Origin of the sequence: Spirosoma soli (assembly GCF_042684525.1) — a bacterium.
In the GTDB taxonomy this organism is placed as follows: Bacteria; Bacteroidota; Bacteroidia; order Cytophagales; family Spirosomataceae; genus Spirosoma; species Spirosoma soli.
Map to the genome: position 1 here is coordinate 130585 of NZ_JBHULN010000004.1, position 26425 is coordinate 157009.

The 26425-nt window shown below is 49.9% G+C and carries 19 protein-coding genes; 10 read left to right on the top strand and 9 right to left on the bottom strand.

Features of this window, described 5'->3' with window-relative positions; translation table 11 throughout:
• Positions 1-111: 111 nt before the first annotated feature.
• The 4 genes from ACFSUS_RS08435 to ACFSUS_RS08450 form a co-directional block, all read right to left on the bottom strand.
• Entirely contained in the window at positions 112-345 is a 234-nt protein-coding gene (locus tag ACFSUS_RS08435) for a GNAT family N-acetyltransferase (protein ID WP_381521508.1), read from the bottom strand.
• On the bottom strand, positions 330-521 hold the full coding sequence (locus tag ACFSUS_RS08440) for a hypothetical protein (RefSeq protein WP_381521510.1): 192 nt from the start codon (positions 519-521) through the stop codon (positions 330-332). The genes ACFSUS_RS08435 and ACFSUS_RS08440 overlap by 16 nt, the downstream gene beginning before the upstream one ends.
• Positions 522-537: 16 nt before the next feature.
• Positions 538-954 (bottom strand): arsenate reductase ArsC, encoded by a 417-nt coding sequence (locus tag ACFSUS_RS08445; RefSeq protein WP_381521512.1) that lies wholly within the window; start codon positions 952-954, stop codon positions 538-540.
• A 234-nt stretch (positions 955-1188) separates the two neighbouring features.
• Positions 1189-1515 carry an ArsR/SmtB family transcription factor gene (locus tag ACFSUS_RS08450; protein WP_381521514.1) on the bottom strand — a complete coding sequence of 109 codons (327 nt, stop codon included), beginning with the start codon at positions 1513-1515 and terminating at the stop codon, positions 1189-1191.
• A gap of 426 nt (positions 1516-1941) precedes the next feature.
• Here ACFSUS_RS08450 and ACFSUS_RS08455 point away from each other — a divergent pair, with 426 nt between their 5' ends.
• Complete coding sequence (locus ACFSUS_RS08455; RefSeq protein WP_381521516.1) at positions 1942-4587, top strand: DUF7133 domain-containing protein; 2646 nt, start codon at positions 1942-1944, stop codon at positions 4585-4587.
• A gap of 206 nt (positions 4588-4793) precedes the next feature.
• Here ACFSUS_RS08455 and ACFSUS_RS08460 read toward each other — a convergent pair whose 3' ends face one another.
• From ACFSUS_RS08460 to ACFSUS_RS08475, 4 genes are all read right to left on the bottom strand, one after another.
• Positions 4794-7388 (bottom strand): sialate O-acetylesterase, encoded by a 2595-nt coding sequence (locus tag ACFSUS_RS08460; protein WP_381521517.1) that lies wholly within the window; start codon positions 7386-7388, stop codon positions 4794-4796.
• Between the two features lie 431 nt (positions 7389-7819).
• On the bottom strand, positions 7820-9205 hold the full coding sequence (locus ACFSUS_RS08465) for a RagB/SusD family nutrient uptake outer membrane protein (protein ID WP_381521519.1): 1386 nt from the start codon (positions 9203-9205) through the stop codon (positions 7820-7822).
• A 6-nt stretch (positions 9206-9211) separates the two neighbouring features.
• Positions 9212-12436 (bottom strand): SusC/RagA family TonB-linked outer membrane protein, encoded by a 3225-nt coding sequence (locus tag ACFSUS_RS08470; RefSeq protein ID WP_381521521.1) that lies wholly within the window; start codon positions 12434-12436, stop codon positions 9212-9214.
• A gap of 424 nt (positions 12437-12860) precedes the next feature.
• Positions 12861-14195, bottom strand: a complete 1335-nt coding sequence (locus tag ACFSUS_RS08475; protein WP_381521523.1) for an Nramp family divalent metal transporter — start codon at positions 14193-14195, stop codon at positions 12861-12863.
• 149 nt (positions 14196-14344) lie between these two features.
• Between ACFSUS_RS08475 and ACFSUS_RS08480 the strand changes: the two genes are divergently transcribed.
• The 9 genes from ACFSUS_RS08480 to ACFSUS_RS08520 all read left to right on the top strand — a co-directional run bounded on the left by ACFSUS_RS08480 (position 14345) and on the right by ACFSUS_RS08520 (position 25911).
• Entirely contained in the window at positions 14345-14998 is a 654-nt protein-coding gene (locus tag ACFSUS_RS08480; RefSeq protein ID WP_381521525.1) for a metal-dependent transcriptional regulator, read from the top strand.
• A gap of 84 nt (positions 14999-15082) precedes the next feature.
• A complete protein-coding gene (locus tag ACFSUS_RS08485) occupies positions 15083-16159 on the top strand; it encodes an LptF/LptG family permease (RefSeq protein WP_381521527.1) in 1077 nt (358 codons plus the stop codon).
• A 100-nt stretch (positions 16160-16259) separates the two neighbouring features.
• Positions 16260-17192: a DMT family transporter gene (locus tag ACFSUS_RS08490; RefSeq protein WP_381521528.1), complete on the top strand. Its 933-nt coding sequence runs from the start codon at positions 16260-16262 to the stop codon at positions 17190-17192.
• A gap of 9 nt (positions 17193-17201) precedes the next feature.
• A complete protein-coding gene (locus ACFSUS_RS08495) occupies positions 17202-18644 on the top strand; it encodes a hypothetical protein (protein WP_381521530.1) in 1443 nt (480 codons plus the stop codon).
• Between the two features lie 4 nt (positions 18645-18648).
• Positions 18649-20406, top strand: a complete 1758-nt coding sequence (locus tag ACFSUS_RS08500) for a hypothetical protein (RefSeq protein WP_381521532.1) — start codon at positions 18649-18651, stop codon at positions 20404-20406.
• Positions 20407-20459: 53 nt separating this feature from the next.
• Complete coding sequence (locus ACFSUS_RS08505) at positions 20460-21461, top strand: glycosyltransferase family 2 protein (protein ID WP_381521534.1); 1002 nt, start codon at positions 20460-20462, stop codon at positions 21459-21461.
• Positions 21462-21759: 298 nt separating this feature from the next.
• The gene (locus ACFSUS_RS08510) at positions 21760-23058 is read left to right on the top strand and encodes a hypothetical protein (RefSeq protein WP_381521536.1); all 1299 of its coding nucleotides are present in this window, start codon (positions 21760-21762) and stop codon (positions 23056-23058) included.
• Between the two features lie 19 nt (positions 23059-23077).
• On the top strand, positions 23078-24373 hold the full coding sequence (locus tag ACFSUS_RS08515; protein WP_381521538.1) for a hypothetical protein: 1296 nt from the start codon (positions 23078-23080) through the stop codon (positions 24371-24373).
• A gap of 5 nt (positions 24374-24378) precedes the next feature.
• On the top strand, positions 24379-25911 hold the full coding sequence (locus tag ACFSUS_RS08520) for an MBOAT family O-acyltransferase (protein WP_381521540.1): 1533 nt from the start codon (positions 24379-24381) through the stop codon (positions 25909-25911).
• Here ACFSUS_RS08520 and msrB read toward each other — a convergent pair.
• Positions 25908-26417 (bottom strand): peptide-methionine (R)-S-oxide reductase MsrB, encoded by a 510-nt coding sequence (gene msrB / locus ACFSUS_RS08525; RefSeq protein ID WP_381521542.1) that lies wholly within the window; start codon positions 26415-26417, stop codon positions 25908-25910. The genes ACFSUS_RS08520 and msrB overlap by 4 nt on opposite strands.
• Positions 26418-26425: the final 8 nt, after the last annotated feature.

Below are 26425 nucleotides of genomic sequence, written 5' to 3' on the forward strand. Positions count from 1 at the left end.
CAGTGTGTAGGAATACCCTAGTTTGCGGGAAGGGCTAATTTACGAACTGAAGGTTTGAGCAGGAGAAGAGGAACACGCCCATAGAGCGCCTGGTAATCAATATAAATTGCGTCACATCACTACTGCCGATGCTGGGCAGAGACCACTAAACTGGCGCGTGGCTGAAATTGTATCAGGGACTAGATTACGTTCGATACGTTCAAATCCCAGGCGACCGAAATAATGATCCGCGGTTGTTGTGATCAGGAACAGACGCTGAATACCCCGTTGCTGAACGGCCGTGAGTAGCTGCTGCCCCACGTGCTGATGGCGATAGTCTACCTGAACGGCTACCGAACGTAACATCCACTAACACCAAACTGCTCAAAGCCAGCCGATCCGACAAGCGTATTTCCGTCGAAGGCTAGTACGAAGCTGGACAGCTCGTTAGGGAGGTCATCAGTGACTAAATCAGCATTGGCAAGCAGATCGATAAGGAACGGTCTGTGATGTAATTGTGCGGGTTGTACAATAATGGGCATCGTACCTTAAGGGCCTTCAGCGGATGTATTGATCAATAAATGATTGGCTAAATTGCTTAATCTGATTGCGAACGCGCCGATAGTTAGCCATGACAGTTTCATCGTCGCCGGTTACCTTCGATGGATCTTCGAAGTTTTGATGCAGCCGGTGAGCCCGGCCAATCCATACCGGACAGCGTTCATTCGCATTGTCACAAACGGTAATGACGTAATCAATCTTCCGGGACGCATACTCATCAACTAAATTAGACGTATGAGAGCTAATATCCACGCCATCCTCAGCCATGACCTGCACCGCTTTGGGGTTAAGACCGTGCGTTTCCACCCCAGCACTAAGCACCTCTGCTCGGCCGTTGGCAAAGTGCTGAAGGTAGCCATGGGCCATTTGAGACCGGGTTGAATTACCCGTGCAAAGCACTAAAATTGTTTTCATTGGTATTGAATTTTCCCTAAGTTAACAACGCTGAAAAGTACAGGCCTATACTTCTCGGCGGTGTACCTGCTTAATTAACAGCAGTCATTCTGACAGTCGTTGCCATCCTCGCAGCAACCGCTTTCGCAGCATTCGATGTCGTCCATTGCGCGTATAGTTTTAAGTGAAACGATATATTGTTGTGCTTCGAAGCCTGCCATAATATCGCATTACTGCGATCAACCAAATCAAATGTTAACAGCATTCATTCCCTGTAAAAGAAGCTAGTAATTCGCCAAATCTAGCTTTGGCTCCTTTCCATGCAACTTCATCAATGCAGTAACACACACGGGGAGGCTGCACATTACCTTTGATAAGGCCAATCCGGCTTAGCTCTTTCAAGTGTTGAGAAACGGTGGCCTGCGACAAGGGTAGTTCGTCTACCAATTCACCACAGACGCAGCTTTTTGTGGCAATCAGATGTTGCAGAATGGCGACTCGTGCCGGATGAGCAAACGCTTTGGCTAACTCTGCGATCCGATTTTGGTCGGCGGTGAACACCTCTGTTTTTGTCACTCCCATGTTACGAAGATAACGGATCATTTTATCATTGCAATATTACGATGGGAAGTTTTGAACTTACTTAAACGGTGCTGCCCCGCAGTCAGCAGGACATAAGCTTACAGCAAAAGCTTTTTCAGAGTCAAGAAAATTAGACGATAGCTAACAGTCAACGAACGTGCTCTCGCACGGATTGATTAAACTGGAAAATATTCCTCCTGATTAGGTTCTTTATACCTTGTATTCATTCGTTGAGCCGTAATTTAGCGCTATTAACGAGGCTACTGCTGTACTCTTACAGGCTAAGTTTAGTATATACGGACACGTGATAACTTTGTCCTTTAACTTGGCTCCGGGCGAAAAAGAACAAGCCTCGTGTGGCATAGCTAAATGCTTTTATAGAAGCTAGTTTTCCGCAAGATTAGATCAATAAGCTTATTTTTGACCATGATTAAATTTATTGCAGCCTTTGGTGTTGCGTTCTTGTTGCTCTCCTTGACAAACACGCAAAAGAATCCTTCAACCAATACCCAAGACAATAACGCTGCTATCGCTGCCGATTCGTTGCTCAAAGCCAGTAGTTGGCCGGATGATTTGCAGGTAACAACGTTTACTGGCCCTGACCGTACACCCAGCCCAGCCTGTCTGGCGGTAGCGCCTACCGGAGAGGTCTTTGTGGGCGTCGACATGATGGGATCGCTCGGCAAAAAACCGGGTAAAGGCAGCATTGTTCGGTTAGTCGATACCAACAATGACGGTCAGGTCGATCAGCAAACCACCTTCGCAAGTGTAGACAATCCGCGTGGTATCCTTTCTATTGGCGATCAGGTATTCGTGCTGCATACTGCTTTCTCAAAAGAGACCGGCATTGCATCGGGCATGGACCTGGTCGTTTTTGATGATAAGAACCATGACGGGGTTGCCGATGGTCCCGCCAGGCCCCTCGTCGAACATTTAAGTTCGCCTAAATTTCTCCAGAGCCGGGGCACCGATCACGCAACCAATGGCATTCGCATGGGTATTGACGGCTGGATTTATATCGCGGTAGGTGATTTCGGCTTTCATAATGCGACAGATCGGACGGGTAAGAAACTAACCATGCTCGGCGGAGGCATCGTGCGGGTCCGGCCGAACGGTACCGAACTGGAAGTGTACACGCATGGAACGCGAAATATTTATGATGTAGCCATTGATCCCTACATGAACATTTTTACCCGCGACAATACAAACGATGGAGGAGGGTGGAATATCCGCTTTTCCAATCATATTCAATCGGGTGAATACGGCTACCCAGTCCTGTTTAAGCAGTTTACGGATGAAATCATCCCTGCCCTGGTTGATGTAGGGGGCGGCTCGGGCACAGGTGCTCTGTTTATGGATGACCCCAACTGGCCAGCCAAATACAACCACGTGCCCATGATGGCCGACTGGGGACGTAGTCAGCTTTTTGTGCATCGTGTTAAGCCTGATGGAGCCAGTTTTACTCAAGAAGAAGAAACCTTTATCAAGCTCCCCCAGATCACCGATGTAGACATCGATGCCTCGGGGCGGGCGTATCTCGCGGCCTGGGATGGAGCGGGTTATACCGGTAATCCTGGCAAAGGATTCGTGGTCCGGGTTGTGCCCAAAGGCTTGCAGTACAAACCGTTTGCCGCGATAGAAAAAGCGTCTCCCAAAAAACTAGCCTTGCTTTTGAAAGCCGAAAGTGCGGTGATTCGATTAGCCGCTCAGCAGGAGTTACTCAAGCGTCCAGCTGGAAAAGCCGCTAAAGCCGCCTGGGCGATTGCATCAGACAAACAGTTGCCTTTGTACAGTCGGGTAGCGGGAATTTTCACCTACGCCCAGGCTGCGGGTGCGTCTGGCGTTGATAAACTGGTCGCCTTAACCCAGGATAAGGACGTACAGGAGTTTGCGCTACGGGCATTGGCCGATCGAAAAACCAATCTGGAAAAGGTGCCCGCAGAGCCGTTTCTGAAAGGTCTTCAGGACCCATCACCCCGGATTCAGGTGGCATCTATTATTGGTTTGGGTCGACTAGGTCGATTGGAATCGGCCCCGGCTTTGTTGCAGGTGAAAGCTCCTGCTTCATTTGTAGCGCCCGCTAAAGGAACCGAAGGGCCACACGCTACGCCCAATTCTGCCATCATTCCGGCTCACCTGGCCGTTCGGGCGCTGGTAAACCTACATGCCGTTGACGCTTGTGTACATGGCGTCGGTACGGAAAATGCAACGGTTGCTCTTTGGGCGTTACGGTATATGCACGATTCTAAAGCCGTCAACGGGTTAATAGCTGCTTACGGACGGACCAACGATGAGGCCCTCAAACGACAAATACTTGTTACGTTGTCAAGGCTTTATAAGAAAGAAGCGGACTATGACGGCACATCCTGGTGGAGTACCCGACCCGATACGCACGGTCCGTACTACAAAGCTGTCGAGTGGGAAGCGTCACCTACTATTAAAAATTTCCTGATGGATCAATGGCGCCAGGCCGCTGATAAGACGCTTTTCGCGGATTTGAATGAGCGGCACCGGATGGAGATTGCTGAATTCGGCGGCACCGAAACCGTAGCCGCTACTGAGGAGGTCAAAGTCGATTTAGATAAAATCAAAAACAAAAAAGGTCAGATTGGGGAATCATCCATTGAAGATGTAATGCTGGCCATGGATAAGGTGAAAGGGGATGCGGCATTAGGTAAAACGCTTTTTATGCAACAAGGGTGCGTTGCCTGTCACAGTCTTAGCAGAGGAGAAACCATGAAAGGACCTTTCATGGGGCAGATTGGTTCGATCATGAGCCGCGAGCAGATTGCCGAGTCGATCCTTAAACCCAATGCGTCTATATCACAAGGCTTTGCTTCGGTACTCATTACGGCGAAAGGTAATAAGAGCTACATGGGATTTGTGACCGAAGAGTCCGCTGATAGAGTTGTTCTACGCGACATTTCCGGACAGGTCTACACCATAAAAGCCGCCAATATTCTGAGCCGGAAAGAGATGGAGACGTCTATGATGCCGACCGGCTTGGCGAATGGCTTATCGTATGAAGAATTTGCCTCGCTCATTACGTTTTTGTCTCAGCAGAAAAAGTAGGTAACGAAACAGAATTCATTGTGTAGAGTTCTGGTTATTTATTGATACATTAACGCTTTGGTTGAGTTAGAGACTTAGCCAAAGCGTTTCTGGTTTCTAACCGGAATAGCTGATTGATGCTATAAACCGGTTACGGATGGCATCGGCCACCCGGCGAATAACGCCCGTGCATACTCTCAGACTATGCTCAACAGGGGAATCCTGAATCACCGCACTCTGATGGTAACCTGGGCCGTGTCGTCTTCGCCGTTGGTGGTGCCATTGCCGGGTGTAGAGTCGGCGTCAGGCATTGAAGAACTGCTGATTTCTGCCTGATTCATGATGCGCCCCTGCTTAATAGCCCGCGCCTTAAACTCAACATTACGACTCTCTCCGGCTGGCAATGGCGGTAATTCGGTGGTGAGACGCTTAGCGCTAACCTGCCAGCCATCACTTGCAATGTATTCGAGTTCGGCGGGCAAATCGTTTGTGAGGGTAGTCAATTTAACCGCGGCTCCCCCCGTGTTTGTTACCGTCAAGGTAAACGAAATTACATCGTTAAGCCTTGGTGATAACGTACTGGCAACCATGTGTAAACTAAGATCAGCCTGGTCTGTAACCGGGCTGGGCTGATCTGGTATAACTGGGGCTGCCAACTGTTGATTGGGATTGGGCGAAGCAAAAACCGTGTCGGCAGCCGGATTGGTGCGTAAATCGAGAAGAGCCGCGTCGTCTTCGCCGTCGCCTGTACCACTACCTGGTTTAGAGTCGGTATCAGGTTGGTCTGATTGCACGATTTGAGCCGCATTGATGTAACGTCCCGGCTGCTGTGCACTAACGGTGTAGGTTACGCTAACTGCCTGACCTACGGTGAGCGATGCAATGGTTGTTGAGACAACGCCCGCAGAGTGCGTTACCGCGTTGCCAGCTACAAATGTCATCTGGTCGGGTAGCCGATTTTCGATTACGGTATTGAGCGCTGCCGCCGGTCCTCTGTTGAGCGCCGTCAGCGTGATTCGAATGGGAGCACCTACTTTCGGAACCCGAGTAGAGCTATTCATGGTCAACTGAAGGTCGGAACGGGCGTTATCGATAACATTTACCCGCAAGGCTGCACTTACTGGCGACTCCGCCGTTGCAGTAAGAGCCCTGAGCCGATAAAATACAGCTACTGTTCCAGACGGTATTGTAGAATCGACAAAAGCGGTGGCTCCTCCATTTGTCCAGCCAACAGCTCTGTAATGGCCGGCTACGTTATCCGAGCGCTCCAGTTCGTAGCCCGTAAGCGTCATCTGGGGGGTATCCCAATCCAGTTGAACGGTTCTCTCGCCAACTAACCTGCCCGAACGTAACTGAACCACGGGTAAACTCGTACCGATCGCTACATTTTCGAACGTGAAGGCCCGCATCCCGCGGCCATTCTTAAGGTGAACCCCGTCGTAATAGGTCGTATGATTGTCAATTAGAAATGGGGGAAGATACGTCAGTCCGGTAGCCGAAGCAGGTTGGGTAAGCGCTAAAATGACTCGGTTGCGGTCGGCAGCCCCTGTTTTTACTAACCCTGCCTGGCCATCTAAATAAATATAGTCAGCCATCCGACGCTGATATGATGCCCCAGTGGCACGGTCTCTGAGCGTTGAATCAGCTGGCCAGATCATCTGCATTCCCTGATTAAAAACCATCATCAGCGAATCGCGGCCGGGGGTATAATACGCTCGCTGGATGTCGGGCGAGTTGATCTGGAGTGTATCGGGGGATCGGTAGAGGTCACGGGCAATTTGCCGGAAGAGTTCATTGGCAATCTGAACGTTTCCAATGGTTTCGTAGTGGATACCATCGAAACCGGCTGTACCAACTGTAGCGATGGTTTCGATATTAGGATAAAGCGATTTGGTACGTCGCTGGAAATCACGGACACCACCGGCCCGACTATTCGGATCGGGTAGGTAGTTAACCTGACCTAAATAAATCCGGGGCTTGGGGCCATAATCCTGCTGCCAGTATTTGTAGAGCAGATCGAACTGTTCGCTGTAAAACAGACCATCGTTGAACCCTCCGCCCGCTTCTGCTTCACCTTGTTTCCAGATAATAGCTCGTAAGGACTTAAGGGCCTGCGAACGTTGATGGCGGAACAAGAGTCGGCCGTAGGGATTATTCAGGTCGGCGGGGTTAGCCGCGTTGCGGGCGTTCAGCGCAATGATACCCGCCCCGCCTACCGCTCCGTTGATAATGCAGGTCGGTATGCCAAACTGCTCTAAGATTAACTCCTGCAACCGCCAGCCGACAACGCCTACCCCACCATATGGCTGGCTCGAGGGGAACCAGCGCACCAGCCCATCCGTTGGGGGTGGGCCATCGACAAAGGCGAAATTCCGAAGGTACGTATCGTCAACAACATACAGTGGGTTAAAAGCAGCTGCGTTCGACTGGCCATAAATCTGAATGAAATCGCCACCGACTACGCGTTTGCGTTCGACCAACAATGTTGAGTCACGGCCGGTATGAGCGTACACTCGAAATAAATACTGTGCCTTTTCGGCCCGAATTTGAACCGCCGTGCTGAAAGTCGCTGGTCGGCTCACGCTTAACGAAACTACCGAATGTGCCCATTTCTGATTCTCCCGCCAGACCTGTACGGATAAACGTTCGGGTTGAGCATTCGATGCCGTACCGGCAATAACAACAGAGGCCTGGTTGGTGCTGTCGCGGGCAAAAAGCTGATAGTCTTCGGGGAGCTGGGTGAAGGTGATACCTGATTGACCGAATGTGTTCCGGACCAGGCTACAAAACAGTAAGCACAAGCAAAGGTATCGAACGAGCATAGGCAGCAACGTGTGGATAAAGACGCAAACTGTAGAAAGACGTCAGCTTTTATGGTCGCGATAAGCAGTCTGCAAATACAGACTACACTAGTACGACAACAAATCTACAACAACTTCATTATCAACAATAACGGTTAATAAAATTGCTAATAGAAAATTATATTGCTGTTCCTTACAGGTCGTTTTTGAATTAGTTTTCTAGTAATGTTGAGCCGGTCCGCCGGTGCGATAGTCACAGACCATGCTTTAGCGTTACCCAGTCTGTGACCGGAATATCAAATTACTCCGGTCATAGACCGGATAACGCCAGAGCGAAGTTTGAAACTTCGCTCAACGCTCAACATTGCTAACTCAAACAGATTCTTATAGATTAGAAAGATCAGCAGATGCCGAAACTGTTCGGCATCTGCTGCACATAGTTCATTAACTTACTAATAACCCTGATTTTGAGGGAAACCAGTTGGGTTATTATACGTATCAATTTCTGATTTCGGGATCGCATATAATACGCGGTAGGCAGGCATCGTGATGTTTGTCGCCTTGAGGGCATCTACCGCCGTACCTGTACGGAGCAGGTCAAACCAGCGGTCATTTTCGAGGGCTAATTCCAACCGCCGTTCGTTGATCACGGCCGCCCGGAACGCTTCTTTCGTGGCTAACTGAGCGGCCGTGTAAGGCGCAACACCCGCCCGGCTTCTGACCAGATTAAGCACCCGAAAGGCTTCCCCGTCGGCCTGATAGCCCACTTCGTTAAGGGCTTCGGCATACAGCAGCAGCACATCGGCAAAGCGTAGTACCGGAAAATCGTTGCCCACGTCGTTGGTCGACGATAACTCATCGTAATATTTTCTGGGAACAACGTTAAGGCCACTTGGAACCGGTACCTGCAAGGTTAGCGGCTGGCGTTTGTCGCCAGCTGGGTAAGCGGCCCGCAGCGATGCCTCGATGTTGTCGCCGATGCTGGTGCCATACCACTGACTATGTCCTTCGCCCTGCGTGCCCCCTTTCCGGTATTTAACGGCAAACAAGAGTTCAGCGTTGTTTTTATTGGTCACGCTGAACACATCCGCTACGTTAGGCAGCAATCGGTACGTAGTGCCCGTGGCCAGATCGCGCAAGGTAGCCACAGCCAGATCATATTTCTTTTCGGTTACGTACACCTTCCCTAACAAACCCCGGGCGGCCCCCGACGTAGCCCGGCCTATATCGGCACCGGTATAGCTGGCGGGTAGATTAGCGATGGCATCGGTCAGGTCTTTTTCGATGGCTGCATAGACCTCCGTTACCTCGTTTCGCACGTACGAGCGGGTCTCGGCGGTCGAGCCAGCGGCTTTCAACACGAGGGGCACCCGGCCCCACAGGCGTACTAAATTGAAGTAGGACAACGCCCGGATAAACTGCGCTTCACCTTTGTACCGGTTTTTTAACGCGGCATCCATCGTTACACCGTCAATCTTGTCCAGAATCAGGTTGGTCCGGTTAATGCCGGTGTACAGACTTCCCCAGGTGTTCTGTACAATGCTGTTGGTCGTTGGTTCTGTGAACCGGTCAATATTGTAGCGCAAGCCTGCGTTTGAAGATGGATCGTTGTCCAGCACATTGTCGCTGCGCGTTTCAATCAACGTATTGAAGTCGCCCCCGTATTGACTACCGCTTTGGATGGCATCATACGTGCCGTTAACAGCCGTGCCGAAATCGCTGGCCGTCTTATAAAAGTTATCGACGCTCGGCTGCGCCAAGGGTTTGAGATCGAGAAAGTCGCGTTGGCAGGCGGTGAGCGAAGCCACGAAGACGAAGGAAAGAACGATTTTTTTCATGGCGTATTAAAAGGAAAGGTTAATGCCGACAGATGTGGTGCGGGGTAGGGGATACGTTCCGTAATCTTCCCCTGAGGAAAGGGCGCTGTCAGGACGGCTGTTGACTTCTGGATTGTAGCCAAGGTATTTAGTGAAGGTGAACGGATTCTGAGCGGTTACGTAAATTCGAGCGCGGCTTATGCGGGCTTTTTGTAATAAGCTGCTCGGTAAGGCATACCCTAACGTAATGGTACGGATGCGCACGTACGAGCCATCTTCAATATGCCAGGTCGAAATCTCACCATTAGAGCCCGATGCCAGCCGGTTCGCCCGGTTTACTAAGCCGTTGCCGGGGTTATCGGGCGACTGCCAGCGGTCGAGTGCGCCCCGGAACAGGTTACCATTTCCTTCCATGTTGTACACGTAGCGCCGGAGCAGATTCAGGATTTTGTGGCCCTGCACACCCTGCACAGCTACTCCCAGGTCGAAGCCCCGGAAGGCAAAAGTATTGTTAAACCCAAACGTGTATTTAGGAAAGTAGCTACCCGTAACGGTGCGGTCGCTGCTGAGGTCGAATTTGCCGTCGGGTTTTCCATTTGGACCACCACTAACGTCACGAAACCTGAAATCGCCAGGTCGGGTGCTAGGGACATGTAATCCAGAATCAGCGATTATCTCCGCTTGGTTTTTATAGACACCATCATAAACATACGTGTAGTACTCACCAATCGGTCGACCGATTTGCGTGATGAACTGGGCACCCGCAACACCACCCGACACAATAATAGGATCGCCGGAGGAACCAAGTGCCACTACTTTATTGCGGTTCGTAGCCAGATTGGCGCTGGCTTCCCACCGGAATCGGCCGAAGGTCTGGCGGGTACCCAGGGTAAACTCAAATCCCTGGTTGTTTACTTTACCAATGTTTTGCAGCTCGGTGCTGAAACCCGACGCACGGGGAACCGGTACGTTCAGTAGCAGATCCGACGTATTGGCGTTGTAGTAATCAAACGAAAAGTTCAGGCGGTTTTGAAAGAAGGTAACGTCCAAGCCGAGGTCGAGCATGGCCGTTTTTTCCCACTTCAGGTTGTCGTTGGCTGAGTTGCCAGGAGCCAACCCGCTCACTATCGTCTCGGGGCCGAGCACGTAATTCTGATACGAGAGTAAGCTCAAAGAGCCGTAGTTCGGAATCTGGAAGTTACCCGTCAGGCCGTAGCTACCGCGCAATTTCAGGTCGCTCAGCCACGATACGCCTTTCATGAACGATTCCTGCGATACGTTCCAACCGGCTGATACCGACGGGAAGTAGCCCCACCGGTTGTTACGTCCGAAGCGCGATGAGCCGTCGGCCCGAACTGCTGCCGATACCAGGTATTTTCCGTTGTAGTCATATTGCACCCGACCCAGATACGAAAGCAACGACCACTCCTGGATGTCAGAACCGCCCGAAGTTACCTGCCCGGCATTCAGGGTCTGAACCAGATCGTTGGGGAAGTTCGTCGCCGTGAGTTCGTTCGAGGTTCGGCGATCTTTCTGCGACGAGAAGCCCGCTAAGGCCGAAATATTATGGTTGCCGAATGACTTGTTGTAGTTCAGCGTATGTTCGACCAGCCAGTTGATGAAGTTCTGCGCTCTGGAGAAACCAGTCGGTACAGAGGGTCCTTTACGGTCGCGTACTTCGAGGGTTGATGGCCGGTAGTAATCCCGTTGAAAGCTGTTGATGTCGGTGCCAACACTGAGTCGATATGATAGCCCTTCAATGATCTCATATTGAGCATAGGCATTGCCCAGCAAGCGCAGTTGGCTGAGTTTATCGCTCACCTGATTGGCAATGGCAACTGGGTTTAAAATCGACGTAGCGCCGTAACCCCAGGCGTTAGCCTGCCAGTTATAAGAACCATCGGCATTGTAGACCGGGAAAATAGGCGGCATCTGTAACGCCAGGCCCACGATGCCTTCGCCCAGATACGGTCCTTCGGCCTTCACCAGGTCATGGTACGAATACGTTGGGTTAAAGCCAACGCCAACCGTTAAACGGCCCGACTTGACATCGACGTTGGCCCGGGCGCTGTAGCGTTTAAAGCCCGAGTTAATTACTACGCCCCGCTGATCGAGGTAATTGCCCGACACATAAAATTTCACATTGTCTTTGCCACCGGAGATAGAAAGCGTATGGTTCTGGATGGGTGCTGCTCTGAAGATAGCATCCTGCCAATCGGTGTTTGTTAAACCCGGCTGGCCCGACAGATAGGGTACAATTTCGGGTTGAATTTCTGTACTTGGTGCACCCACGCCCCGTCGTCTAACGTCGTTAGGATCGGTTGGCTTGCCGGTAGGATTTCTGTCCAGGTAGGCGTTGTTTTTGGCTTCGTAACTTAACTGAGCGTACTCATACGCATTGATCATGTCGATCTTTTTCGATACGTTTTGAACACCCACGTAGGAGTCGTAGCTGATGGTCGTTTTGCCTTCTTTACCCCGCTTTGTCGTTAACAGAACCACTCCGTTGGAGCCTCGGGACCCATAGATGGCTGCCGCTGATGCGTCTTTCAACACCTCAATGCTCTCAATATCGTCGGTATTGATGGTGCTTAGTACGTTGATCGGGTTATCCGGAAACTGCGTATTGGTGCTACCCGTTGCGTATTTCGTATCCCGCGAAAGAGGAATACCATCAATGACATACAGCGGATCATTACCCGCACTGATTGAGCCCGTTCCCCGCACCCGGATAGACAAGCCGGCTCCAGGAGCTCCTGACGTTTGGGTAACCTGAACCCCGGCAATTTTTGCCGCCAGCGCCTGGTCAAAACTGGCCACGGGCTGGTTAGCCAGGTCGCGCGCTTTCACTGAGCCGATGGCTGTTGTGACATCGCGCCGATTCTGCACCCCATAGCCTACCACGACGACTTCGCTCAGGGCGTTGTCGGTGGCCGTGAGCTTAACGTCGATGACGCTCCGGTTACCAACGGCAACTTCGGTAGGCTGATAGCCAATGAACGAGAAAACCAGTGTTTTTTCACCCGCTGGTACCGTTAGCTGATATTGCCCGTTGGCGTCGGTCGTTGCTCCGGTGTTGGTGCCTTTTATCTGAATGGTCGTGCCAGCTAGTGCATCGCCGGTAGCCGCATCGGTCACTTTGCCGGTGACTGATGTCTGAGCGTAACTCAGTTGAGAAGTTAGAATAAACAGACCAAGTGCCACCCAACGTCGAAACCGGCCTGGTGGACAATTGAGTAAAAAATTAGACATAGTAAGATAGTTTACGAGTGAACAAAGGAGGTTACGCTGAAAGAATTGTGTAGGAAGACCGATGGCTTTATCTACTTGTATGATTGGTGAAGCGTAATAATACGCACAGGTTTTTAATTTATAGATATAGTACTAATTGCTATTGCTGAGGAGGTGTGTTACAGAGGATTATTTTTCTTTTAAGTTGCATTAATGCACACTAAAACGATACCTTTTCTTGATTATCAAATTGTTAAGGACTAGAATCCTATCTACACTATATACTATAAAAAAGTCTATTTTCAACCCACAAAGAAGACGGTCATTGGCGAGTTTCCTACAGCGTTCGTGCGCCGATAGTACAACAAAAAGGCCGGTAGACGTACCGGCCTGCTTCTTCAGAAAAATGGCTACCCGCTAATGAAGTAATACTTCATCAGTAGCCTTAAAGGATGGTGTCCCAAAGTAGGTATGCATTCAAACCAATAATAATTACCGCCACCACCCAGGAGACGGTTTTCATCCAGGCTGGATTCGCGAAGCGGCCCATCTTCAATTTATCGCTGGTGAACGACACCAAAGGCACAACGGCGAAACTGAGCTGTAGTGATAAAATCACCTGGCTCAAGACCAGCAGGTCGCTGGTGCCTTTTTCGCCGTAGATGATAGCGACGGCCAGGGCCGGAACAATGGCTACCAGGCGAGTGATGAGTCGGCGTATCCACGGCTTAAGGCGCAGATTCAAAAAGCCTTCCATCACAATCTGGCCCGCTAACGTACCCGTCAGGGTTGAATTCTGACCAGAGGCCAGCAAAGCCACGGCAAACAGAATACCTGCTAGTTTAACACCCAAAATCGGGTCGAGTAACCGGTGAGCATCCGTGATGTCGGCCACGTTCTGGTTACCCGAAAAGTGAAAGGCGGCAGCTGCTAAAATCAGGATGGCTGCGTTGATGAAAAACGCCAGAAACAACGAAACCGTTGAGTCAATGGTGGCGAACTTAATGGCTTTTTGGCGGCCTGCATCATCGCGGCTAAAGTTGCGCGTTTGCACAATGCTCGAATGCAGATACAGGTTATGGGGCATGACGGTGGCTCCCAAAATGCCAATGGCGATGTATAACATGCCAGGATTTGTAACGATTTCCTGACTAGGAATTAATCCGCCCAATATGTCGCTGACAGCTGGTTTAGACACCAGCAATTCATAGCCGAAACAAACCAGAATCAGGAAAATAAGACTGGCAACGATACGCTCCAGCACCCGGAAACCTTTGTTCTGTAAGTATAATAGCAACAATACGTCCAGAGCAGTGATCAGGATACCAACCGTGAGCGGTAGTCCGAACAACAGGTTGAGGGCAATAGCTGATCCGATGACTTCGGCTAAGTCGGTAGCTGCAATAGCAATTTCGGCCAGCAGCCACAGGCCAACAGCGACGGGACGGCTGAAGTGGTCGCGGCAGGCTTGGGCCAAGTCACGGCCGGTGGCAATGCCAAGTTTAAGCGCCAGGTGCTGTAACAAGATTGCAAAGAGGTTCGAGATCAGGACAACCGATAAAAGTCGGTATCCAAACCGGGCACCGCCCGCAATATCGGTTGCCCAGTTGCCGGGGTCCATATAGCCCACGGCTACCATTAAACCGGGACCCGCATAGGCCATTAATGTTTTAAAGAAGCCGCTATTCGCCGGAACACGAACGGAACTGTGAACATCTCCTAAAGAGTTTGCCCCGCTTTCCTGCCGCCAGCCTTTCATCGTTGTATTCATTACTTCCATACTGTATTCTCTATCAACGCAACGAAGATAAGGATTGTTGAAATAAATTTTTAGACTACCCTAAATTTTTAGAAAGTTTAACATAAAAACTACCTTTGCCCCTAAACTGTTTCACCGTATTTAGCCGTTTAGGGTAAGTAGTACAGTATATGCATTCGTTCACGGAAGAAAATTATTTAAAGACCATTTATTACCTCGCTACCCGACAGGAAGGTGAGGTAAGCACGAATGCGCTGGCCGAAATGACCGCCACCAAGGCTGCCTCAGTGACGGATATGTTACGTAAACTGGCTGATAAACAGTTAATCCATTATAAAAAATACCAGGGTGTTCGGCTGACAGAAGAAGGAGAGCGGTTGGCGCTGCAAATCATCCGACGCCATCGACTGTGGGAAGTATTCCTGGTGGAGAAGCTTGGGTTTGGCTGGGATGCCGTCCATGACATTGCCGAAGAAATGGAACATATCCGTTCTGAAGAGCTAGTTGCACGGCTCGACACGTTTCTTGGGCACCCACAGTTTGACCCGCATGGCGACCCGATTCCGACACCCGCCGGGCAAATGCCTGAAATGGGCTACCGCAAACTATCAGAAGTAGGAACCGGTGAGGCAGCCCGCTTAATGGCTGTGCTGGAGCATTCTGCAGAGTTTCTGCAACACCTCGATCATTCGAAACTAACGCTTGGTTGTACAGTAACGGTTGAGGAGATTAACGCCTTCGATAAATCGGTGGTCGTTCAGATCAATAGTGGCCGGATGGTGTTCGTTAGCCACGAAGTCGCCAAAAATTTGTTAGTTAATTAACGAGTAGGCTGATGCAGGTGCCGACGTCAGGCATTGAGTTCTGACCGACACGTATCAGTAACGACGTACCGCTTACCAATTATTATGAAATTACTCGACTGGTATATACTCAAACGCTTCTTACAGACGTATCTCTTCGTTGTGTTCGTCATTGTATTGGTGGTCGTAATGATTGACTACACCGAGAAGGTAGACAACTTTCACAAGCACCATGCCCCCGGCAGCAAGATACTCTGGGATTACTACCTCAACTTTGTTCCTTACTGGGCTAATTACATTAGTCCATTAATGGTTTTTATTGCGACTGTATTTTTAACATCCCGGCTGGCCGCGCGTACCGAAATCATTGCCATACTCAGTAGCGGAGTCAGCTTCATCCGGTTGTTGTTTCCTTATCTGTTAGGCGCATCGGTGCTGGCTGTATTGACCTATTTCATGGTCAACTACATCATTCCGAAGGCGAACAAAACCCGGATTGCTTTTGAAGAAGAGTACATCAACGATGCCTTTACGTATTCGGGACGTAATGTTCACCTTAAGATTGCCCCCAATACCTACGCGTATTTAGAAAGCTACAATAACCTGAGTAACACCGGTTATAAATTCACGCTGGAGCGAGTAGAGGGCAATCAGCTAAAGCAAAAACTGTCTGCCGACCATATTGAGTGGGATACCAAGAAAAAGAAATGGGCGGTGTATGATTACAAGATTCGTAATATCAACGGCCTGCGCGAAACGCTCACGCCCGGTACCCGGCTGGATACTACGCTGAATCTGAAACCCGACGATTTCAGCTCTCACTTCAACATGTACGAAACCCTAACCCTGCCCGAGCTCAATCAGCACATTGCCTTACTGCAAAGCCGCGGGGCCGACGGGGTTGAAACGTATCTGTTGGAAAAATACAGCCGTGATACCCGGCCATTTGCCATTATTATTCTCACCGTTATTGGGGTTATCATGTCGGCTCGTAAAAGTCGACGGGGGGTGGGCTGGCAAGTGGCGCTAGGTTTCTTTCTGGCGTTTACGTATCTGTTGTTCTTCATGTTGGCTAAAGGCATCGCCGAGTCGGGCAACCTAAACCCGATAGTGGCAGTCTGGCTGCCAAACGCTATTTTTGCGGCCATCGGGGTATTGCTCTATAATACTATTCCGAGGTAGTTAATGAGCGAAATGGGACCGCCGAAGCGGAGCGAATACCTAGTAGCTACTTTATTTGCTCATTTACTCCACTTCGGCGGTCCCATTTCGCTCTTTGTTTATGAAAAGTTCGCCTTCTCTTGCTGATTACTTACAACTTCACTTCATCGTTTTGATCTGGGGTTTTACGGCTATACTGGGGAAGCTGCTGGAGCCACTCGATTCATCGGCGGTCGTTTTGTTTCGTACGGTATTAGCCGTGTTGGGTATGGGAGCGGTATTAATGGCCCGAAAGCAAACCATCCGCGTACCATCGGCTGATCGCTGGCGGTTGCTGGCCACGGGTGGTATTATCGCTCTGCACTGGGTAACGTTTTTCCTGGCTGCCCGGGTTGCCAACGTATCGGTTTGTCTGGCAGGAATGGCCACCAGCTCACTCTGGGCCAGTTTTCTCGAGCCAATTCTGTTACGTCGGCGGGTGCGCCCGATCGAAGTCGTCATGGGAGCGGTGGTGATGGCGGGGCTTTACCTTATTTTTCGGTTCGAGTTTGATAAGGTAGTTGGGCTGGCCATTGCGGTGTTTTCTGCCATGCTTTCATCGCTGTTTACGATCATTAACAGTCGCTTTACGCAACGACTCGATGCCCTCGTGATCTCGTTCTACGAAATGATGGGTGCATCGGTTGGCGCATTTGGTATGTGGCTAGTGGTAAAAGCGGCCGATCCGCTGGAAGCAAACCGCGTTATCCAGTTCGTTCCCAACACGTTTCTGCAGTGGCTGTGGTTGTTGGTGTTGTCGTTAGTCTGTACGGTATATGCCTATTCAGCAGCTATACGCCTTTTACGCAAATTTTCACCATATCTAGCCATCTTGACCGTAAATTTGGAACCGGTTTACGGTATCCTGCTGGCCGTTCTGTTTTTTGGCACGGCGGAGCGGATGACCTTAGGCTTTTACCTGGGAACACTTGTTATTCTGGCTACGGTGCTCGTTTATCCGTTCTTAAACAGCCGGTTAACCAAAGCTGAAGCCCGGTTGCCTACTTCGACTTAATAGTTTCTGATGACTACTTCTACGCCCTGGCCGCGTTTCGTTGCTTTCTTACTGATAGGGTTCGCCATTGTGCTGATTGTGCCGCTGGTCGTCCTGGCGTCTTACAATCATCCATCGCCCGCCGATGATTACTGCTTTGCCAACACAGTCCTGCAATATGGTTTCTGGCAGGCACAACGGTTCTATTACGATGGATGGACGGGCCGTTTCTTTCACAATTTTCTGGTTCATGCCAACCCGCTGGTGATTGGTTGGTACGGTGGCTACAAGGTGTATCCGGTTGTTCTGCTGGCCATTATCCTGCTAAGCTTTTATGTTTTTGCGAACCAGTGGTTGTATAAAACTTTTGGAGCCGGAACCAGATTGGCGTTTGCCGCGGGTTTGTTCATCGGCTTTATGTCGACAATGGCCGGCTTACCCGAGTTTCTCTACTGGTATACCGGCATGGCTAGCTACGGATTATCAAGTGGTTTGTTTATGTTGTTACTGGCTACGTTGCTGGGGCACCAACGGCGAGGATTTGGCCTGTTCCCCGGCTATCTACTAGCTGAATGTTTATTAATTGCCGCCATTGTTGGAGCCAGTGAGATGACTATGGTAACAGTAATGTCGTTGTTGGGCATCATTGCCTTAGGGCAGCTTATACAAGAGCGTAGGCTAACTGTGCCTACCTTACTATTAGTGAGTGTTGGGTTAATCTCATGCTACTTTCTGATGTCAGCACCGGGCAATGCGATCCGGATGGGGGGCAATCCTAATAGCAGCAACATCCCCTTGACGCTGGTGTCGTCGCTACGGTACAGCGTTGGCTACGTGGCCCACCAAGTGTTTTTAACACCTTTACTACCGCTTTCCATACTATATGTGCCAATTGCCTGGCAATTAGTCGGGCCGCGTTCTTCGGGTCGGCCGTTGCCTGCCTACCTACGGTTACATCCGCTGTTAGGATTGTTGCATGGAGCCGCAACGATAGTAGCGCTAATTTCGCTTCACTTTTACGGCGTTGGCATTCCACCGATAGCTCGGCTGATTAATCTGATAAACCTCGTTTTCTGGTTGGTTTGGGGGTATAACCTAACGCTGTGGGTGGTTGCCTTAAGGACGCGTGTGCAGTCTGACCGGTGGCAGGCCTACGCCCGACCGGTGGCGGTGCTGGCCGTTGTTTGGGCAATTGTCATGGCTAGCATTGGGCCCGTTGTGCCTATGATATACGGCGATTGGTTGAGTGGTCGGGCGGCTGAATATGACAAGGCTATGCAACAGCGTTACCAGCAACTGGCTGCTCAGAGCGGTGCTGCCAGTGAGATTGCCCCGTTGCAGAACTACCCAGCCTCGCTGTTTCTGGAAGATATTAAGACCGACCCTAAACACCTATGGAACCGTTGCTGGGCCGATTATTTCCACAAGAAAACCATTACTTTACAGAACGTATCAAGTCAGTCGGCACGCTAACCGTATGAACCTAGTCTCTGTTGCTCGCACTCAATCACTAGCGTCAACCCGCTCGCAGGGACTGGCTCTTGTGCTTGTTGCCTTACCCATTGTTTGCTTTACGGTATTGCTGCTGGCCTACGTGGTCGACGTTCCGTGGATGGATGATGTCGATACTTTTCTGAACTTCATTGTTGATTATATAGATGCTGGATCAGTAAGTCAGAAATTTGATTTGCTGATTCGCCCCAACAACGAACACCGCATTCTGATTGCTAAACTCATTACGGTGGTCATGTATAAGCTAACGGGCACGGTGAATTTTCGTTGGCTAATTTTTGCCGCTTATGTGTTTTTGTTAGGTACGTTGTATCTGTTTTACCGTGTTTTCAAGACCATTAATTTGTCGCTGCTGGCGTTTGCGCCCGTACCGTTTTTGTTATTGCAACCCCAATATCATCTGACTAGTACCTGGGCCATCACGGCCTTACAACATCAGGTTGTTGTGTTTATGGCATTTGCCACCATGTATTTGCTGGCTGGTGTGGGCCGTAATCGCTTTGTTGCTGCAACGGGCGTACAGTTATTAGCTTCATTTTCGATGAGTAACGGCTTGTTTGGCTGGGTAGCTGGGGCGGTTGTATTAGCGCTGCAACGACATTGGGGGCGGCTGGGGATCTGGCTTACGTTGGGCGCAGCAACGATTATGTTCTATTTTCATGATTTTCAGAATCCGCAGGGTAATGAGAGCAGCTTTACGTTTTTTCTCAAGCATCCACACCTGGTCTTTCTGGGATTCTTTACGTTTACCGGAGCTCTGTTCGATTTTATATCCACTACCGATATTGTTTGGCGTAGTGTGTTGCCCACGCTGGCCGGTTTTGTGTTGATTCCAACAATGCTATGGCTACTCTGGCGAATGAACGAACCACTCCTGCGTCGTTATGCGAATACGTATATAGCCACCGATCGGACGTCCGCTTCGCTCTGGAAGCGACGCTATTTCTTTACAGGTTGCTATGCGTTCTTAATGGTTAATGCTGTTATTGTTGCGTTTTTTCGCCCCCGTTTCGGTTATTCGGTCATGCTGATTAGCAATTATATGCTGTATCCGGCAGTATTAGTTGTTTTACTATATATCAACGTACTGAGTGAGCGTCGAAACGAACGGAGCGTGAACCGATGGATACGGGTTGGCCTAGCTGTTAGTATCGTTGTTTGGGGCCTGTCGTACGTTATGCGCTTGCCGAAAATAGCCTTCCGTAAACAGCAATTGCTGACAAATGCCTTTAACCAGAAACACAATAATGTCGGTCTGGGGGCTACCGTGGGCACCCCGTTTGCGGAGTTAGTCAACCGGGCGATGACTGAGACGGTCAAACGAGGCATATATCATTACCCAGATGCCTTCTACACGCCCTACGAGCAACAACTGAGCGATGCTAAGGCAAAATCAGATGGAAAACTCGACGTAGCCATCAACGGACAAGCAACCGATTACAGTTATATAGTCAATACGGTTGAGGGAACAACGCCGGTTCTGGTCAGGCCAGCTGCTCTGATCGTTCAGTCAAAACAACATACCTACCTGTTCGCATCAGAAGTTCCCTATGACCTTGCTACGTTCTGGTCTATGGGGGCCGGATCAACAATAAAGGCAGAGGTGATCAACGCTACACTCTATCCAAATACCTATCAGGTTGGCGTGCTGATACCCTCGCCTGATGGTCAGCCCGTACGTTTTAGTAACCGGCGAATAACGATTACTCAAGAAACCAAATAGCAATACCAAAAAGGCTTACTTTTGCTTATTGACAACCGTTTATCGTTAGCACTTTGTCAGATCCACAGATTTCAATTATTGCCCCGTTATACAACGAAACGGATTCGTTTCCTCATCTGGTTGCCCGGCTTAATGCCGTAATGGATGCATCCCCCTTGTCCATCGAGGTGGTGTTGGTCGACGATGGAAGTCGGGACAATACGGCTGTACTCATGCAGCAATTAGCCTTGACAGATGCGCGTTACCACTGCGTATTTTTATCACGGAACTACGGCCACCAGATTGCATTAACAGCCGGTATCGCCATTGCCCGAGCGAGCGAAGCACTCTTCATTATCGATGGCGATTTGCAGGACCCACCCGAATTGCTGACCGAGTTCTACCAGAAGTTTCAGGAAGGTTACGATGTGGTGTATGCCGTACGAAAAAAGCGGAAAGAGAGCTGGTTTAAACGATTGGCCTACTCTTCGTTTTACCGGTTCATGCGGTCGATTTCCTACGTAAACATCCCGCTCGACAGCGGAGATTTTTCGCTGATTAGCCGACGGGTGGCGGATGTGTTAAGCCAGATGCCTGAAGAAAGCCGGTTTATTCGTGGGATGCGAAGCTGGATTGGGTTTCGGCAGGTTGGCGTTGAGTATGAGCGTGATGCCCGAGTGGCTGGGGAGCCCAAATACTCATTCAAGATGCTTCGTAAGCTGGCTTACAACGGCATTTTTAACTTCAGCGAGTACCCCGTTAAGATCGTGACGCGCATGGGTATGTTTACCCTCGGGGTAGCGATTCTGTACCTAATCCAGACGCTCATAAAGAAATATTACTACGGCGATGTACCGCAGGGGTTTACGGCTACCTTATTAGTTATTATTTTGTTCAGCGGTATTCAACTGATTGCCCTCGGTATGATCGGTGAGTATGTGTTGCGCATATTCTTTCAGACGAAAGGGCGGCCTTTGTACGTTGTGCGAGAAGTGATTCGGGAGCAGCAACGGCAACCGCTTGTGGGGATAGATGGTGTAAGAACACAACCGCTTGTCCCAAAGCAGATTGTGTAAGTGTTGCGTCTCGCTACGTACAAACCAAGATGGCACTAAACCGAGTCTGGATCGATTATGAAGCCCGCCCCGATGCGGGTCTTCTGGCGTTTGCAAGTAAGTGTGTTTTTCGACTCCTTTAACAATGTATTGGATTACGCAGGAACCTCTTTCTGGCAGACAGTTTGATGAGCTTTCATTCATGAATGGCTACGTTGCAACTGCCCGTTTCATAAGTGGGTCATTGTAAGTATAAAACCAGCCTATTGGCACCTTAACATATAGAATAAACATCTACCTCCGATCTAATCGATTATTTATGATCTCATTCGAGGCTACTTCATTAGTCAAAGTGGCAATGGCCCTGGGCTTGGCAATGGCTGTCTTGTTGGTATTTTATAACCGTGAACGGCTAAAACCCGTATTTCAGCGTCATGAAACAACAACTATCTACCTGACTTTCCTGCTCCTGCGCTTATTACCATTTGTTGCAGTCTACGTAGTCATGAACCAGGACCCACGTAGCGACGTCGACTTTTTTTACCGGAAAGCTCAGGCGGCCCTGCAAGGTAAATTAGTGTACCGGGACTTCCTGTCTTATCACGCGCCTTTGTTCGGCTACTTTATCAGCTTGCCCTTGCTTATCTGGTACAGTGCCAAGTCTATCGTTCTGTTGATGGCTGTCGCCGAGTTTATTATTGCGCGGGCGACGGTTCGTTATTACCGAAACCGGATGAACGGGGCTATTGTCTGGTATGTCCTGTACTACTTGCTTCCCTTGCCTTTTGTGGCCATGATTCTCAGTAGCGAAGAGGACCTTTGGATGTGGGGATTTGGGCTGATAACCCTGGCCTTGCCCGAAACGCGTCGGTTTAGTTTGTGGGTAGGCGTCATATGGGGTATTGGTATGCTGACCATTAAGTTTATGCTGGTGGTTTTCCTGATCCCATTGTTTTTTATTGTGCCGAATCGCCTTCAATACGTAGCCGGCCTACTGCTGGTGGGCTTGCCAAGTCTGGTGATTCTGTATGCGCTGGTCGGCATGGATTTTCTGATGCCTATTCAGCATTCATCACTACCCATGACGCCTAATGTAGTCAGTGTACTACGGCCTTTTTTTGGTATATATTTTGATCGGGTTCCGCTGACCTACCTCAACTGGTGTGGTTTGCTGACAACAATTGGCGGAGCCTCGTTTATCGGTCATCGTTTCCGGACGATGGGGTATCGCCAGTTAATGCCGCTACTGTACGTATTTACGTTTGCTCTGTTTATGGTCTGCTTACCAAGTTCACCCGGCTATTACCTGTTCACGTACACCTTGCCGTTGGTGTTTGTAGTTTTATCAGTTGACAACCGACCCCGCGTCTGGATTGCTTTCACCCTCTTAAACATATTGACTATTGCACAACCTATACTATCTGTTCTTTATAACGGGCAGGAACTATACAATACCTGGGCGCTTATCAATCGCCCGACCGAATGGGTCGATTACGTTATCCAATGCGTAGAGTTAGGCATACTGCTCTATCTGTTGCGAACAATTTTGAAGCAGTTCCACCTGGCCGCCGGTCAGGAGCAACTGGCGGAGCCCTCATTATCTGCGCCCTTAGTCTAAACAGCTTAGTTTTACTACTATGTTTATTGTTTACGTAAAGCTGGCTGCTTCGGTTATACTTGCTCTGTTATTGGTTCTTGTCATGAGTCGGCGCTCGTGGCTGGAGGAGCGTTTAGGAGCTTCTGATCGTCCATGGTTGCTATATTTCTGGCTGGTACTGCGCTTTCTGCCGTACCTGGGTGTATACATCATTCTGGGATACATGCCTCAGTCAGATGTAACCTATTACTACTACCCCATAAGCCTGACGGCATTGGACGGCGGTATTCCGTACCGGGATGTGTACAGTGGCTACTCGCCCTTGTTTGGCTATTGGCTGGCTCCCTTTCTGGCCATCTGGCGCGACCCTCGAATGGTTGTGTTTGCCATGTTACTCGTGGAAGGTCTGGCAACTCACCTAACGTATCGCTTCTATCGAGCGCAGGATGCCCAAGGCGAACGGATATTCAGGGTGCTATTTTACTACTTATTACCTTTGCCGTTCGTGATGTGCGTATTCAGTGGACAGGAAGACGTGCTTGTGTGGTTATGGGCGTTATTGGCTATTCCTTTCATGCAACCAAATCAGCACGGTCAGACAAGACCTTTCATCGCTGGGCTGGTACTAGGTTTAGGCATGCTTTCGACTAAGGTTGTGTTTGTATTGTTACTCATGCCCGTGTTTCTGTTGAAAATTGATGACCTGCGCTTCTCCGCACGTTTTGTCGCTGGTTTATTAATTGTCATTATACCTGTTTTAGCGTTCCTGTATTGGAAGACGGGCCTGTTGTTTCTGGAACAGCAGGCCTCCGAAGGTGATGTGCTCAAGGCACCTAACTGGCGTTCAATTTTAAACCCTATACTGACGGATAAAGTCCGGTCGGCTAGTGCGATCTGGAAGTGGCTCAGCCTCGTCATTACGTTATTAGTTATGCTGCGGGGCGTCTGGTTAGTGCGCACCTGGCATACCGACTGGCGCTATCGGGACTATTTGCCGTTCATTGTAGTTCTGGTCTACAGTGTTATGACTGTCGTTCAGCAAAATGCGATCAGTAACTACGCTTATGTGTTTATGCTGCCATTAATGTTTACCTTGGTCGACTTTCGGCGGTCGGCTCAGTGTGTATGGCTGGTAGTTTTTAACATACTGGCGGCCATACATCCGTCGCTCTGGTGGCGGCTTGGCCAACCTTTTTACGAGCGAATTGCCGCCTTGTTGAAACCTGTTGCGCTACTCGAGTACACCATCGAGGTAGCGATAATCGTTGGTTTCGTGTATTACGCCATTCAGGCTATGAACGCCCTGCGTCGATCCAAAACCGTGACGCAGGCCTGACTTGTATGTTATTTAACTCGTTACAGTTTTTACTTTTTTTCATTGTCATTACGCTGAGCTACTTCAGTTTAAAGTGGCAGGGTCGGTGGATACTCTTGTTGGTAGCTAGTTGCTACTTTTACATGGTGCTCAAGCCAGAGTACATTCTGATCCTTTTTCTCACCATTGTCATTGATTACATTGCCGGTATCTGGATTGAGAAAACGACGGGTTCGTCACGACGGTGGCTGTTGATTCTGTCGTTGATTTCTAATTTAGGCATCCTGGCCTTCTTTAAGTACCTCGGTTTCTTCACCGAAAACGTATCGTGGTTTTTTGAAACGATACATATGCCGGAGCTAGCTAACCAGGTGATGAGCCTGGGTAACCGCTTGTTCGTGAAAGTGCTGCACGTTTTTGGCGAAAGCGGGGTCTCCTCCTTCAAAGACCCTAAAAGCATTCTGCCGGTCGGCCTGTCGTTCCATACGTTTCAGGCGATGAGTTATACCATTGAGGTGTACCGGGGTAATCAGAAAGCCGAGCGGCACTTTGGTATTTATGCGCTTTATGTTATGTTTTACCCGCAGCTGGTGGCTGGGCCGATCGAACGACCGCAGAACGTATTGTGGCAGTTTCACAAAACTTTTCCCTACGATGCCGAGAACGTAAAGGCTGGTTTGATGCAGATGGCGTTTGGCTTGTTTAAAAAACTTGTCATTGCGGATCGGCTGGCCATCCTGGTTGACCATGCCTACGGTCACCCCGCCGAACAGAACGGCCTGACGCTGCTGGCGGCCACCTTCTTTTATACCATCCAGATTTATTGCGACTTTTCGGGCTACTCCGATGTTGCCATTGGGTCCGCTCGGGTGATGGGTTTTACCCTAATGGAGAACTTCCGAACGCCCTACATTGCGCAGTCGGTTTCGGAGTTCTGGCGACGCTGGCATATTTCGCTCTCGACCTGGTTCCGCGATTATTTATACATTCCACTAGGTGGAAACCGCAAAGGCGAAGTCCGGCAGTACCTGAATATGATGATCGTGTTTCTGGCGAGTGGGCTCTGGCACGGCGCTAACTGGACCTACGTTATCTGGGGCGGCCTGAATGGGGTTTATCAGATCCTGGCCGTTTTGCGCGATAAGTTATTGGCAAGGTTGGGCTTACTACCAGTTCCGCCCCAGAAAGTAACTTCACCCGTTCATGATACGCAGGCTCGAAAATCGCCAGTACGAGTGGTCTTTAACGTCTTGTTTACGTTCGTGCTGATTATGCTAACGTGGGTATTCTTCCGGGCCAGAACGCTCAGCGATGCTTTACTGATTCTACAGCGTATTGCCACTCTCTCACCAACCGAACGTATCGACAGCCCATTGAACACAACCGAAATGTGGTTCAGTATATTTCTGATTGGGTTTCTGCTGGTGAAAGAATACTTTTATCTGTACATTCCAACCCGGAATACCCTACGTTTTGCGGTGCTTTTTGTGCTGATTACGTTCGTGACGTACCTGTTCGGCGTGTTCTCCTCGAACCAATTTATCTACTTCCAGTTCTAGTTGGCTGGCCTGAATACCAACACCACGCCGTTCAGGCAATACCGCAGACCGGTAGGGTCGGGGCCGTCGTTGAATACGTGGCCCAGGTGAGCGTCGCAAACCGAACAACGAACCTCTGTGCGGTTGCCATCAGGCTCCGTATAGACTGCGTTTGGCACGGTCGGTGCGTAAAAACTTGGCCAGCCGGTGTTCGAGTCAAACTTGGTTTTTGAGTTAAACAACGGATTATGGCAGCAAACGCAGGCATACATGCCCCGGCGGTGTTCGTGAGTTAACAGACTACTATTAGGCCACTCGGTATCGCCCCCCCGAGCTACGTTGTACTGGGCTCGTGTCAACATAGACTTCCACTCAGCATCCGTTTTCTCAACGCGTCGGTTGCCGGGCGATGTTGTCCCTGGCGGTCGGCGATGAGGGGGACGAGGTGAGGCAACGTACGTTCCATAGAACCATAAACCACCGGCAAGCAGGAAAGCGATAAGCAGAAATAGGTGGCTCGATTTCATAGACACAC

Bases quoted from the DNA above. Each gene is read 5' to 3' on its own strand.
- ACFSUS_RS08435 (WP_381521508.1), bottom strand. From the start codon at position 345: ATGTTACGTTCGGTAGCCGTTCAGGTAGACTATCGCCATCAGCACGTG.
- ACFSUS_RS08440 (WP_381521510.1), bottom strand. From the start codon at position 521: ATGCCCATTATTGTACAACCCGCACAATTACATCACAGACCGTTCCTT.
- ACFSUS_RS08445 (WP_381521512.1), bottom strand. From the start codon at position 954: ATGAAAACAATTTTAGTGCTTTGCACGGGTAATTCAACCCGGTCTCAA.
- ACFSUS_RS08450 (WP_381521514.1), bottom strand. From the start codon at position 1,515: ATGGGAGTGACAAAAACAGAGGTGTTCACCGCCGACCAAAATCGGATC.
- ACFSUS_RS08455 (WP_381521516.1), top strand. From the start codon at position 1,942: ATGATTAAATTTATTGCAGCCTTTGGTGTTGCGTTCTTGTTGCTCTCC.
- ACFSUS_RS08460 (WP_381521517.1), bottom strand. From the start codon at position 7,388: ATGCTCGTTCGATACCTTTGCTTGTGCTTACTGTTTTGTAGCCTGGTC.
- ACFSUS_RS08465 (WP_381521519.1), bottom strand. From the start codon at position 9,205: ATGAAAAAAATCGTTCTTTCCTTCGTCTTCGTGGCTTCGCTCACCGCC.
- ACFSUS_RS08470 (WP_381521521.1), bottom strand. From the start codon at position 12,436: ATGTCTAATTTTTTACTCAATTGTCCACCAGGCCGGTTTCGACGTTGG.
- ACFSUS_RS08475 (WP_381521523.1), bottom strand. From the start codon at position 14,195: ATGGAAGTAATGAATACAACGATGAAAGGCTGGCGGCAGGAAAGCGGG.
- ACFSUS_RS08480 (WP_381521525.1), top strand. From the start codon at position 14,345: ATGCATTCGTTCACGGAAGAAAATTATTTAAAGACCATTTATTACCTC.
- ACFSUS_RS08485 (WP_381521527.1), top strand. From the start codon at position 15,083: ATGAAATTACTCGACTGGTATATACTCAAACGCTTCTTACAGACGTAT.
- ACFSUS_RS08490 (WP_381521528.1), top strand. From the start codon at position 16,260: ATGAAAAGTTCGCCTTCTCTTGCTGATTACTTACAACTTCACTTCATC.
- ACFSUS_RS08495 (WP_381521530.1), top strand. From the start codon at position 17,202: ATGACTACTTCTACGCCCTGGCCGCGTTTCGTTGCTTTCTTACTGATA.
- ACFSUS_RS08500 (WP_381521532.1), top strand. From the start codon at position 18,649: ATGAACCTAGTCTCTGTTGCTCGCACTCAATCACTAGCGTCAACCCGC.
- ACFSUS_RS08510 (WP_381521536.1), top strand. From the start codon at position 21,760: ATGATCTCATTCGAGGCTACTTCATTAGTCAAAGTGGCAATGGCCCTG.
- ACFSUS_RS08515 (WP_381521538.1), top strand. From the start codon at position 23,078: ATGTTTATTGTTTACGTAAAGCTGGCTGCTTCGGTTATACTTGCTCTG.
- ACFSUS_RS08520 (WP_381521540.1), top strand. From the start codon at position 24,379: ATGTTATTTAACTCGTTACAGTTTTTACTTTTTTTCATTGTCATTACG.
- msrB (WP_381521542.1), bottom strand. From the start codon at position 26,417: ATGAAATCGAGCCACCTATTTCTGCTTATCGCTTTCCTGCTTGCCGGT.